Annotated in this window: 9 protein-coding genes; 1 reads left to right on the top strand and 8 read right to left on the bottom strand. The window is 55.5% G+C overall.

Features of this window, described 5'->3' with window-relative positions; genetic code table 11:
- Positions 1-60: 60 nt before the first annotated feature.
- Positions 61-1,014, bottom strand: a complete 954-nt coding sequence (gene rluC / locus ACLJRH_RS11335; RefSeq protein ID WP_000846310.1) for a 23S rRNA pseudouridine(955/2504/2580) synthase RluC — start codon at positions 1,012-1,014, stop codon at positions 61-63.
- 573 nt (positions 1,015-1,587) lie between these two features.
- On the opposite strand from rluC, the gene rne reads away from it, so the two are divergent.
- Positions 1,588-4,794, top strand: a complete 3,207-nt coding sequence (gene rne / locus ACLJRH_RS11330) for a ribonuclease E (RefSeq protein ID WP_023136990.1) — start codon at positions 1,588-1,590, stop codon at positions 4,792-4,794.
- A gap of 256 nt (positions 4,795-5,050) precedes the next feature.
- On the opposite strand, the gene flgL is transcribed toward rne, so the two are convergent.
- The 7 genes from flgL to ACLJRH_RS11295 form a co-directional block, all read right to left on the bottom strand.
- Positions 5,051-6,004 carry a flagellar hook-associated protein FlgL gene (gene flgL / locus ACLJRH_RS11325; protein WP_023136991.1) on the bottom strand — a complete coding sequence of 318 codons (954 nt, stop codon included), beginning with the start codon at positions 6,002-6,004 and terminating at the stop codon, positions 5,051-5,053.
- A gap of 14 nt (positions 6,005-6,018) precedes the next feature.
- On the bottom strand, positions 6,019-7,680 hold the full coding sequence (gene flgK / locus ACLJRH_RS11320) for a flagellar hook-associated protein FlgK (protein WP_000096425.1): 1,662 nt from the start codon (positions 7,678-7,680) through the stop codon (positions 6,019-6,021).
- 64 nt (positions 7,681-7,744) lie between these two features.
- Positions 7,745-8,695 (bottom strand): flagellar assembly peptidoglycan hydrolase FlgJ, encoded by a 951-nt coding sequence (gene flgJ / locus ACLJRH_RS11315; protein WP_000578688.1) that lies wholly within the window; start codon positions 8,693-8,695, stop codon positions 7,745-7,747.
- Positions 8,695-9,792, bottom strand: coding sequence for a flagellar basal body P-ring protein FlgI (locus tag ACLJRH_RS11310; protein WP_001518955.1), 1,098 nt, complete (start codon positions 9,790-9,792; stop codon positions 8,695-8,697). The genes flgJ and ACLJRH_RS11310 overlap by 1 nt, the downstream gene beginning before the upstream one ends.
- An 11-nt stretch (positions 9,793-9,803) precedes the next feature.
- On the bottom strand, positions 9,804-10,502 hold the full coding sequence (gene flgH, locus ACLJRH_RS11305) for a flagellar basal body L-ring protein FlgH (protein ID WP_001174897.1): 699 nt from the start codon (positions 10,500-10,502) through the stop codon (positions 9,804-9,806).
- A gap of 54 nt (positions 10,503-10,556) precedes the next feature.
- Positions 10,557-11,339, bottom strand: coding sequence for a flagellar basal-body rod protein FlgG (gene flgG, locus ACLJRH_RS11300; RefSeq protein WP_000625851.1), 783 nt, complete (start codon positions 11,337-11,339; stop codon positions 10,557-10,559).
- Positions 11,340-11,352: 13 nt separating this feature from the next.
- A complete protein-coding gene (locus ACLJRH_RS11295) occupies positions 11,353-12,108 on the bottom strand; it encodes a flagellar basal body rod protein FlgF (RefSeq protein WP_000349278.1) in 756 nt (251 codons plus the stop codon).
- Between the last annotated feature and the right edge of the window lie 6 nt (positions 12,109-12,114).

Below are 12,114 nucleotides of genomic sequence, written 5' to 3'. Positions count from 1 at the left end.
GATGCGTCTTATCAGGCCTACGGTGCATCACACGATTGTAGGCCTGATAAGCAATGCGCATCAGGCTTTACTACGTAATACCTCAAGGCAGCGCTTCAATTGCTTATCCATCGGCGCTTCAATACGCATCACTTCACCCGTTCCCGGATGGGTAAATTTCAACGCTGCTGCGTGCAGGAAAAGTCGGTTCAACCCCGTATCCGCCAGTTGCTTATCAAACTCACGGTCGCCGTAGCGATCGTCGAACGCAATAGGGTGACCGGCATATTGGGTATGTACGCGAATCTGATGCGTACGGCCCGTGACCGGGCTACAGCGCACCAGCGTGGCGAAGGCATAGCGCTCTTCCACCTTGAAGCGCGTTTCTGACGGTTTGCCTTCCTGGCTCACGCGAACAATGCGTTCGCCGCTTTGCAGAATGTTCTTTAATAATGGCGCCTGTACGGTTTTAACGTGCGATTGCCACTGGCCGCGCACCAGCGCCAGATAATCTTTCTGCATTCCCTTTTCGCGCAGTTGCTCATGCAGCGAACGCAGCGCGGAGCGTTTTTTCGCCACCAACAGCACGCCGGAGGTATCGCGGTCAAGACGATGCACCAGTTCCAGGAATCGCGCTTCCGGACGCAACGCCCGCAGCCCTTCGATGACGCCAAAACTTAACCCGCTCCCGCCGTGTACGGCGGTGCCGGAAGGCTTATTCAGCACCAGAATATGGTCGTCTTCATACAAAATGACGTCCGCCAAGGCCGCCACTTTTTGCAAATGCGGCGACACGGCCTCTTCTTCACGTTCAGCAACGCGAACCGGCGGAATGCGGACTTCATCGCCCGCTTCCAGTTTGTATTCCGGTTTAATGCGTTTTTTGTTCACCCGCACCTCGCCTTTACGCAAGATGCGATAAATCATACTTTTTGGTACCCCTTTCAGTTGGGTGCGCAAAAAGTTATCAATGCGTTGCCCCGCTTCGTCAGCGGCGATGGCAACAATTTTTACGGATGGCGTTTCTGTTTTCATGGGGGGCGATTCTAAATAGCCTGTGAGATTCGCGCCACACATTTTTCTATGCTTATAGAGACGTCTACGCTAGTGGATGAACATTTTTCACTGCGGTTTTGCTGGTTATTAAAGCGATTGGCTCACGCTGGTGAAAAAACTGTGAGTAAGCGGGTGATAAATGGTAAAAGTCATCTTGCTATAACAAGGTTAGCAGTGGAATAATGATACGGTTTCCGCACCGAAACTTGTTAAAACAAAAAGTTTAGCGGAATAACCCATTTTGTCTGACCGATCATCAACGCAGCAATGGCGTAAGACGTATTGATTTTTCAGACAGTTAGCGGGCTGCGGGTTGCAGTCCTTACCGGTAGATAGGATCTTCTCTGGAGAGTAATGCCCAGGCTGCTTCCCTGATAATTGCGCTGTGTTTCCGTATGAAATACAGGCAACCGACACTCTGCGCCTCTTTGAGCTGACGATAACCGTGAGGTTGGCGACGCGAAATAGTCACGAGGCCATCGGTTCATGCCCGGTAAGGCGTCACCATGCCCGCAGCTTAGTCGTCAACGTAAGAATAATGAGTAAGTTACGATGAAAAGAATGTTAATCAACGCGACTCAGCAGGAAGAGTTGCGCGTCGCCCTTGTAGATGGGCAGCGTCTGTACGATCTGGATATAGAAAGCCCCGGACACGAGCAGAAAAAAGCGAACATCTATAAAGGCAAAATTACCCGTATTGAACCGAGCCTGGAAGCGGCTTTTGTTGATTACGGCGCAGAACGCCACGGTTTCCTCCCGTTAAAAGAAATTGCCCGCGAATATTTCCCCGCTAACTACAGCGCTCATGGTCGCCCGAACATTAAAGACGTGTTACGCGAAGGCCAGGAAGTCATTGTTCAAATCGATAAAGAAGAGCGCGGCAACAAAGGCGCGGCGTTAACCACCTTTATCAGTCTGGCGGGCAGCTACCTGGTGCTGATGCCGAATAACCCGCGCGCGGGTGGTATTTCCCGTCGCATTGAAGGAGACGATCGTACCGAGTTAAAAGAAGCGTTGGCCAGCCTGGAACTTCCTGAAGGGATGGGGCTTATCGTGCGTACCGCAGGCGTGGGTAAATCCGCCGAAGCGTTGCAGTGGGATTTAAGCTTCCGCCTGAAACACTGGGAAGCCATTCAGAAAGCCGCTGAAAGCCGTCCCGCGCCGTTCCTGATCCATCAGGAAAGCAACGTCATCGTACGCGCGTTTCGCGACTATCTGCGTCAGGATATCGGTGAAATCCTGATCGACAATCCCAAAGTGATGGAAATGGCGCGTCAGCATATCGCCGCGTTGGGCCGCCCGGATTTTAGCAGCAAAATTAAGCTGTACACCGGTGAAATCCCGTTGTTCAGCCATTACCAGATCGAATCGCAGATCGAGTCAGCGTTCCAGCGTGAAGTGCGCCTGCCCTCCGGCGGCTCCATCGTCATTGACAGTACCGAAGCGTTAACCGCCATCGATATCAACTCCGCCCGCGCGACTCGCGGCGGCGATATCGAAGAAACGGCGTTTAATACCAACCTGGAAGCAGCCGATGAAATTGCCCGCCAGCTGCGTCTGCGCGACCTGGGCGGCCTGATCGTTATCGACTTTATCGATATGACGCCGGTACGTCACCAGCGCGCGGTAGAAAACCGCCTGCGTGAAGCGGTGCGTCAGGACCGGGCGCGTATTCAGATTAGCCATATTTCCCGCTTCGGCCTGCTCGAAATGTCGCGTCAGCGCCTGAGCCCGTCGCTGGGCGAATCCAGCCATCACGTGTGTCCGCGCTGTAGCGGTACCGGCACAGTGCGCGATAACGAATCTCTGTCGCTGTCCATTCTGCGCCTGATTGAAGAAGAAGCGCTGAAAGAGAATACGCAGGAAGTCCATGCCATTGTTCCGGTGCCGATCGCCTCTTATCTGCTTAACGAAAAACGGACGGCAGTTAACGCTATTGAGACGCGTCAGGATGGCGTCCGCTGTGTCATCGTCCCGAACGATCAGATGGAAACGCCGCACTATTCCGTGCTGCGCGTACGCAAAGGGGAAGAAACGCCGACCCTGAGCTACATGCTGCCGAAGCTGCACGAAGAAGCGATGGCGCTGCCTTCTGAAGAAGAGTACGCCGAGCGTAAACGCCCGGAACAGCCTGCGCTGGCGACATTCGCTATGCCAGATGTGCCTCCGGCGCCGACGCCTGTCGAACCGGCGGTTAGCGTCGCCACGGCGAAAAAGGATAATGTTGCCGCCGCGCAGCCTGCCCAGCCGGGTCTGTTTAGCCGCTTCCTAAACGCGCTGAAACAACTGTTCAGCGGTGAAGAAACGAAAGCCGTCGAAACAGCCGCGCCGAAAGCGGAAGAAAAAGCGGAGCGTCAGCAGGATCGTCGCAAGCCACGGCAGAACAACCGTCGCGATCGTAACGAACGCCGCGACACCCGTGATAACCGTGCCGGACGTGACGGCGGCGAGAGCCGCGACGATAATCGTCGTAACCGTCGCCAGGCGCAGCAGCAAAATGCGGAAGCGCGCGATACCCGCCAGCAGGAAACGGCGGAAAAAGTGAAAACCGGCGATGAGCAGCAACAGACGCCGCGTCGCGAACGCAGCCGCCGCCGCAATGATGACAAACGCCAGGCGCAGCAGGAAGTAAAAGCGCTTAACCGCGAAGAACTGCCTGTCCAGGAGACCGAGCAGGAAGAACGCGTTCAGCAGGTTCAGCCGCGCCGCAAGCAGCGTCAGCTTAATCAGAAAGTCCGCTTTACCAACAGCGCAGTGGTTGAAACGGTTGATACGCCAGTCGTCGTCGACGAACCACGCCCGGTTGAAAACGTTGAACAGCCCGTTCCAGCGCCGCGTACCGAATTGGCGAAAGTTGATTTACCTGTCGTTGCCGATATCGCGCCGGAGCAGGATGATAGCGTAGAACCTCGCGATAATACCGGTATGCCGCGTCGCTCCCGCCGTTCTCCGCGCCACCTGCGCGTTAGCGGTCAGCGTCGTCGTCGCTATCGTGACGAGCGCTACCCGACACAATCGCCGATGCCGTTAACCGTCGCCTGCGCGTCGCCGGAAATGGCGTCCGGTAAAGTCTGGATCCGCTACCCGATTGTCCGTCCTCAGGAAACGCAGGTTGTTGAAGAGCAGCGTGAAGCAGATCTGGCGCTGCCACAACCGGTTGTCGCTGAACCGCAGGTTATCGCTGCGACCGTAGCGTTAGAACCACAAGCGTCGGTACAGGCGGTAGAAAACGTTGCCGTTGAGCCGCAGACTGTCGCCGAACCACAGGTGCCGGAAGTCGTCGAGGTCGAGACAACGCATCCGGAAGTGATTGCCGCGCCGGTTGATGAACAGCCGCAACTGATTGCCGAAAGCGATACGCCGGTGGCGCAAGAGGTTATTGCTGACGCCGAACCGGTAGCAGAAACCGCCGACGCGTCCATTACGGTGGCTGAAAACGTAGCTGATGTTGTCGTTGTCGAGCCAGAAGAAGAGACAAAAGCGGAAGCGGCTGTTGTGGAGCACACGGCAGAAGAAACCGTTATCGCACCGGCCCAGGTGGTGGAAAAGCCGCAGGACGTTGTCTGCGTTGACGACGATCATAATCACGCCAGCGCGCCGATGACGCGTGCGCCAGCGCCGGAATATGTGCCGGAAACCCCGCACCATAGCGACTGGCAGCGCCCTTCCTTCCACTTTGAAGGTAAAGGCGCAGCAGGCGGACACAGCGCCACACGTCACGCCAGCGCCCCGGCGACACGCCCACAGCCGGTAGAATGATGTAAATGCTGATACAAAGCCGACCGCCAGGTCGGCTTTTTTATGCCCCTTACAGGGCGATGCCTTACCCCATGGCGTCTTTTAGTCACTCCAGGCGTTTATGAGATCGGGCAGGATAATACGTACGGATGGCGTCGCTACGGGCGCGACAATATGACCACTAACTCAATGACGACTAAAAAAATGCCCGCGCCGGGGTGGATGGCGCGGGCAGACAAAACATATCCAGTTTCGTGATATGTTTCAAAAAGAGGCGTTACCGGTTCAACTGGAAAAGCGACATTCCCTGCATGTCGGTAAACGTTTTATAGGACGCCTGTAATGCCGCCTGTTGCATGACGTAGGAGGAAATGACCGAGTTCCAGTCCACATCTACCAGATTGCTCATCTGCAGCTTCTGCCCCAGCACACGGTCGCTTCCCAGTGAATCCAGCGTACTGAGTTCGCTCAGTTGCGTTCCCAGTTCCGCACGAACGGTCAGGACGTTATTGAGCGAATTTTTTAAGCCGCGATTGGTTTTATCAATGGCGGCAGCGGCTTTTTCTTTTTCCACGTCATTGCCTTCCACCGGGGTCTTAAGTGCGGCAATTGCCGTATCGAGCATGACAAACAGATTCTTTTCGGAGTCCGAGCCATCCGGTTCCGGCACCGCATTGCTGGTGATGCTATTAAAAATTTGCGCTCCCGTATGGCCAATTACCATCGTGCGTGCGGAATCCACCTGCTGGGTAACACTTTTCTCGCCGCCATGATAACCACCTGTCGCCTGGTCGAATGGCGCTGCTTCCGTTTTATACCCGGCAAAGATATAGCGACCATTGCCGTCAGTGCTGTTTGCCAGGTTCATCAGCTGATCGCGGATGCCCTGTAAATCCGTCGCCAGCGAAGCGCGGTCATCGTCGCTTAACGTGCCGTTTCCGGCATAGACGATTTTTTCCTGCGCGGTTTGAATCGCCGTCGTCACCTGACTGAGTACGCTTTCTTCCAGCGACACTTTTTGGGTGGCAAACGTACGCGCCAGGGCGTACTGGCTATTCTGCGCCTGCGCCTGAGAGAGTACTACCGCCTGCGACGCGGCGATCGGATCGTCAGATGGGTTGGTAACGCGCTTACCGGTAGACATCTGCTCGCCCAGCTTCATCCATTCGGCCTGAGAATTAGTGATGCCGCTCATATTTTGTTCGTACATCATCTGGGTACTGATACGCATGTCATCCTTCTCCTTTAGCGAATATTCAGTAACGCATCAAACAGCGCATTCGCGGTCTGCAATACTTGCGCATTCGCCAGATAATACTGCTGATAACGCTGCAAATTGCCGTACTCTTCGTCGAGGTTAACGCCGGAAACCGACTGTTGCTGTTTATAAAGCTGTTTAACCACATTCGCCTGCGTGGTGCTGCTGGTTTTCAGCGTTGACGTTTTGTTACCCACATCGCTGACCAACGTGGCATAAGCATCGTTAAAGGTTTTGTTGCCGCCCACTACATTGCTGTTTTGTAAGTCCAGCAATGCCTGACCATTGCGGTTATCGCTGTCGCCGGTATCCACATCAGGATCGAGTTTTGACTCAGACGCCATCGCAATCTCGGCTTCATTTGTCACTTTAACGTTCATGTCGACGATAGCATTGCTGACCGGCTTGAGAAGAAAACTGTCGTTTTTCTGTGCACCGGTCCCTACCGTCACTTTCAGACCGTCAATCTCCAGTTTTCCGTCAGCATCTTTTGTCGCCGTGAAGGTAGTGTTATCCGCAGTGCGAGTAACCTGCCAGTCTGTACCGTCAAAAACAATCTTATAATCCGTCGCCTGAACCTTCGTGCTGTCGACCACCTTAGCGGTTAGCGATACCGTTTTATCGGCATTATTACTGTTGCTATATACCACCGGCGAGCCAATGCTAAAGAAGTCTTTCCCTTTATTGCCGTCGGCGTCATAACCTTTGGTATGCTGCGCGTTAAACGCATCGGCAAACGCTAACGCCAACTGGCCCAGCGTATTACGAGTCTGATCCAAATCCTGAGAACGGAACGTCAGTAGCCCGCCGAGCGAACCGGTGTTCAGCAACTTTTCCGGAATTTCGATGTTACCGGCGGCCTCATCGACATAAGCGACAGTCGTTCGCGTCGGGTCGGCGCTGGAGGGAACCGCCGCCAACTGACGCGCCGTCGACCCCTGCACCAGCGTATAGCCATTGGCCATCGTCAGGTTATAGGTGCCGCCGTCCTGTACACTCACCTCGACGCCAACGATCTTGTTAAGCTCGCTGACCAACTGATCACGCTGATCGAGCAGGTCGTTCGGCGATGCGCCCGCGCCTACGCCCGTCATACGGGAGATTTGATCGTTCAGGTTAGCTATCTGCTTCGCGTAATTGTTGATTTGCGCCACGCTGGAGCCAATCGCGATATTGACCTGTTTATCCTGATCGCGCAGATACTGATCGGTGGTTTTGAACTGGTTTACCAGCCCTTCCGCTTTACCAATCAGCGCCTGACGCGCCGCAGGATCTTCCGCGTTACTGACTAACGTTTGCAGGCTGGTAAAAAAACTCTGCAACGAACCAGACAGTGAGCTGGATTTATCGGCCAGCAGGTTGTCGATTTTCGACATTTGTTCATAGCGCGTGGTTAAGCCGCTGCTCTGATTTTGCGCGCCGCGTAGCTGATTAGTGATAAACGCATCATATTCGCGCTGTACGCCTGAAACGTAAACGCCATTACCTATCCAGCCGCCAGCCCCTAACGTACTGTTTGCCTGCGCCAGAATAGTTGTCTGCCGGGTATAACCCGCAACGTTATAATTGTTGATGTTATTACTGACCGTATTTAACGCGGCCTGCGCGGCGTTAAGTCCGCTCATGGCGTGATTAATCAAGCTGGACATGATGGTTCCTTTTAATCCTTCAATACTCGTTGTTATCGGCAGCGACTACGTGGACTTGAGCAATTTAAAAGAGATTGTCGAGATTCGCGCTGTAGGTTTTGCTGACCTTTTCACTCATCGCTTTCAACTGCTGAATCATGCTGGTCAATTTACGCGCGTAATTCGGGTCAGTGGCGTATCCGGCGTTTTGCAGAGCCACTGCGCCCTGCTCTGCCGTGGCGGCAGTGGTCACGGCAGCGTAGCGTGGGTTACGCGTTAACAGCGCGACATAATCCGATAACGCCTCCAGATACGAGCTATAGACGCGGAATTTCGCTTTCACTTTTTTCGCTTCGCCATTTTCGTATTCAGTGGTGGTGATTTCCGTCACCGGCCCTTTCCAACTGGCGGTCGCTTTCACGCCAAATACGTTATAGCTGGGTTCGCCATTCTCCCGCAGGATTTGCCGTTGCCCCCAGCCCGACTCCAGCGCCGCCTGCGCCAGAATCAGGTGATGCGGCACCCCGCTTTGTTCGCTGGCCAGCCTCGCCGGGAGCGAAAGCCGGGCCAGAAAGTCTTTACTGTCGCCGGAGAGCGGCACATCGCTGCTGTCCGGCGTTTTCGGGATGGCTTTGCGCACCAGTTGGGTCAGCGCCTGATTTTGATAGCTGTTTACCGTCTCCAGGGAGAATTTAAGCGGTACTTGCGGCGCGTCATCCGCAGGCATCGTCTGCCCGCCCGTCATCTGTTTAACCATCATATCCGCCAGCCCCAATCCCTTACCGGCGGTCATCTGCTGGGCGATCTGCTGGTCATACATGCTGGTATACAGACGCGTCTGATCGCTGCTGAATAAACCATCTTTGGGTAAAGCCTCACGCATACTTTTCAGCATCATCTGCACAAACATCCCTTCCACCTGACGGGCCACAGGACGGATATTCGCCGCCGGGTCCTGGCCCGCTTTCGCTTTCAGTTCGTTCAGAGATTGCGCATCCCAGGCCGCGCTGGCCAGCAATTTACCGTCTCCGATCATCAGATGATTTCCAGTTTGGCGCGTAGACAGCCCGCGCTCTGCATGGACTGCAAAATCGACATCAGGTCCATCGGCGTCGCGCCAAGCGCATTCAGCGCACGCACTACGCTGTTCAGATTGGCGCTGGAACGCACGCTCTGTAGCGATCCGCCGCTCTGACGCAAATCTATTTGAGTTTGTGGCGTCACCACGGTCTGCCCGCCGCCAAATGGCGTATTCGGCTGGTTGACGTTGAGCTGGCGATTGACTGTCACTGACAAATTGCCCTGCGCCACAGCGCAGCTATCCAGCGTGACTTCCCGATTCATGACCACCGAACCGGTACGCGAGTTGATCACAACTTTTGCATCCTGCGGCGTCACGTTGACTTCCATATTTTGAATGTCCGCCAGAAAACGCACCTGCGAGCTGTTGCCGCTGGGCACGCGTACCTGTACCGTTCGCGCATCAAGCGCAGTGGCGCTGCCGTAACCGCGGGCGCGGTTGATGGCGTCGGTAATTTGCTGCGCCATCGTAAAATCTTCGTCGTTCAATTGCAGATTAATGGTGTTGCCAGCGCCGAACTGAGTCGGCAACTCACGTTCGATAATCGCGCCATTAGTGATGCGCCCGCCATTAAGCTGGTTAACCTGCACGCTACTGCCGCCTGCGGAAGCGCCCGCGCCGCCGACCAGAATATTGCCCTGCGCCAGAGCATACACCTGGCTGTCCACCCCTTTTAACGGCGTCATTAACAACGTCCCGCCACGCAGACTTTTAGCGTTCCCCATTGAGGAAACGACGACATCGATCGTTTGTCCCTGTCGCGCAAAAGGCGGATACGACGCCGTCACCATCACCGCCGCCACGTTTTTCAACTGCATGTTGGTGCCGGTGGGGACCGTAATCCCCAGTTGTGACAGCATGTTATTCAGCGTCTGGGTGGTAAATGGCGTCTGAGTCGTCTGGTCGCCCGTACCGTCCAACCCGACCACCAGCCCGTAGCCGATCAGCGAGTTTTCCCGTACTCCCTGGACACTGGTCAGATCCCGGATACGCTCGGCGTGCGCCAGAGTGGCAACCAGTGCCAGAACGATTCCTGCAAGAGCTTTAAACACATACACCTCGCTTACATCGGCGACAAATTAAGGAAGAAACGTTGCAGCCAGCCCATATTTTGCGCTTCGTTAATATAGCCGTTCCCGACATATTCAATCCGCGCATCCGCCACCTGTGTCGAGGGAACAGAGTTGCTGCCGCTGATGGTGCGTGGATTTACCACGCCGGAGAAGCGGATGAATTCCGTTCCCTGATTAATCGCGATCTGTTTTTCCCCCACGACGTGTAAATTGCCATTGGCCAGAACCTGATCGACGGTCACGGTCAGCGTGCCGCTAAAGGTATTGCTGGCATTCGCGCCGCCTTTGCCGTTAAAAGAGTTGCCGCCGGAGGCCTCCATATCCGCGCGGGAATTACCGAATAATCCCTGCAGATAACGCGGTACCGTATCAAAACCAAAACTGGTTTTGCCGTCGCGACTGGCATTTGCCGACGAGCTTTTACTGGCGCTGACGTTTTCCTGTAACACAATCGTGAGCGTATCGCCGATATTACGCGGTCGACGATCTTCAAAAAGCGGCTGATAGCCATAATTAATCGGCTGCGCAGACTGAAATATGGAGCCATTCGCCACCGGTACCGGGCCAGGTATCGGCTGCGCCGTGGTCGCCCCCTGCACAAGCGGTTTAGCGGGTATCCAGGCGCATCCTGTCAGCGTCGCGACCATCAGGGCCATAACTGGGTAAGCGTGAAGCGCGTATTTTTGCATTACCTTCATCTTCAAAATCAGGGAGCCGGTGGCGTATCCCCCACCGGCGGCCCCTTAGAGTTGCGTCAGTTTCTGCAGCATCTGATCGGTCGTCGATACTGCTTTACTGTTAATTTCATAGGCGCGTTGAACCTGAATCATGTTCACCAGCTCTTCCGCCACGTTAACGTTCGACGTTTCGACATACCCTTGATACAACAACCCCGCGCCGTTGAGCCCCGGCGTGCTTTCGTTCGGCGCGCCGGACGATTGCGTTTCGATATAGAGGTTCTCGCCAATGCTTTCCAGCCCGGTGTCGTTCATAAAGGTGGTCAGGTTAAGCTGCCCGACCTGAACCGGCGCGGCCTGCCCCTGCTGGGTAACGCTGACCACGCCGTCGCGGCCAATCGTGATGCTTAACGCGTTGGCCGGAATGGTGATTGCCGGCTGCACCTGAAAACCGCCCGCCGTCACCAGTTGACCATTCTGATCCACCTGGAAAGAGCCGTCGCGGGTATAGGCAGACGTACCGTCCGGCAGCATGACCTGGAAAAAGCCCTGCCCTTTAATCGCCACATCTTTACTGTTGTTGGTCTGCGACAGGTTCCCCTGACTGTGCAGACGCTCCGTGGCGACCGGACGCACGCCGGTACCGATTTGCAGCCCGGAAGGCAGCGTCGTCTGCTCGGACGACTGCGCGCCCGGCTGGCGGATGGTCTGATACAACAGATCTTCAAATACCGCGCGCTGACGCTTAAAACCATTGGTGCTGACGTTTGCCAGGTTATTGGCAATCACATCCATATTGGTTTGCTGCGCGTCCAGACCGGTTTTGGCGATCCATAATGAACTGATCATAAAATGTCCTGTATTAACTCATCGACAGCAGTTGGTTAGCTCGCCCTTCGTTCTCATCTACGCTGGTGATAACCTTCATCTGCATTTCAAAACGACGTGCGTTGGCGATCATGTCGGTCATGGCTTCAACCGGCTTGACGTTACTGCCCTCCAGCACGCCCGACATAATGCGAATTGACGGGTCGGCGGCCAGTACCGCCCCGCGTTCAGCCTGTGCCTCGGCGGTAAGGCGGAATAAACCGTCATCGCTCCGCTGCACCTCATTGCCTTCCGCTTTGACCAGCTTCAGTCGCCCAACGGGCGCCACCGTGTTTGGCGGGTCGCCGGGATTGAGCGCGGAGATCGTGCCGTCTGCCGCGATGGTGATTTCCGACCCTTCAGGAACGGTGATCGGGCCGCCTTCGCCGATAACCGGATGTCCCTGAATGGTTAACTGCCCGGTCGGCCCCACCTGGATATTCCCGTTACGGGTATATCCTTCAGCGCCATCCGCCGCTTGCACCACCAGCCAGCCGTCCTGCTGCAACGCAACATCCAGCGGGCGGGACGTGTAGTCCAACTGACCCGGGGTCATATCCGCCCCCGGCGTCGACGCCGTAACCAGCGTGCGCGTCGCTAAAGAGAGGCCATCAACGGGCACCGCGCGTAGCGCGTTAAGCTGCGCGCGAAAGCCCGGCGTTGAGGCATTAGCCAGGTTGCTGGCCGTTACCGCCTGCTGGTTAAGCGTCTGGCTGGCCGCCCCCATGGCGGTATAAATTGCGTGATCCATTAAGCT

It is taken from the genome of Salmonella sp. SAL04162, from assembly GCF_046551535.1.
Taxonomy (GTDB): Bacteria; Pseudomonadota; Gammaproteobacteria; order Enterobacterales; family Enterobacteriaceae; genus Salmonella; species Salmonella enterica.
The sequence above is the reverse complement of the archived record's forward strand: the minus strand, read 5'-3'. Positions and strand labels throughout refer to the sequence as shown.

Bases quoted from the DNA above. Each gene is read 5' to 3' on its own strand.
- rluC (WP_000846310.1), bottom strand. From the start codon at position 1,014: ATGAAAACAGAAACGCCATCCGTAAAAATTGTTGCCATCGCCGCTGAC.
- rne (WP_023136990.1), top strand. From the start codon at position 1,588: ATGAAAAGAATGTTAATCAACGCGACTCAGCAGGAAGAGTTGCGCGTC.
- flgL (WP_023136991.1), bottom strand. From the start codon at position 6,004: ATGCGTATCAGTACCCAGATGATGTACGAACAAAATATGAGCGGCATC.
- flgK (WP_000096425.1), bottom strand. From the start codon at position 7,680: ATGTCCAGCTTGATTAATCACGCCATGAGCGGACTTAACGCCGCGCAG.
- flgJ (WP_000578688.1), bottom strand. From the start codon at position 8,695: ATGATCGGAGACGGTAAATTGCTGGCCAGCGCGGCCTGGGATGCGCAA.
- flgH (WP_001174897.1), bottom strand. From the start codon at position 10,502: ATGCAAAAATACGCGCTTCACGCTTACCCAGTTATGGCCCTGATGGTC.
- flgG (WP_000625851.1), bottom strand. From the start codon at position 11,339: ATGATCAGTTCATTATGGATCGCCAAAACCGGTCTGGACGCGCAGCAA.
- ACLJRH_RS11295 (WP_000349278.1), bottom strand. From the start codon at position 12,108: ATGGATCACGCAATTTATACCGCCATGGGGGCGGCCAGCCAGACGCTT.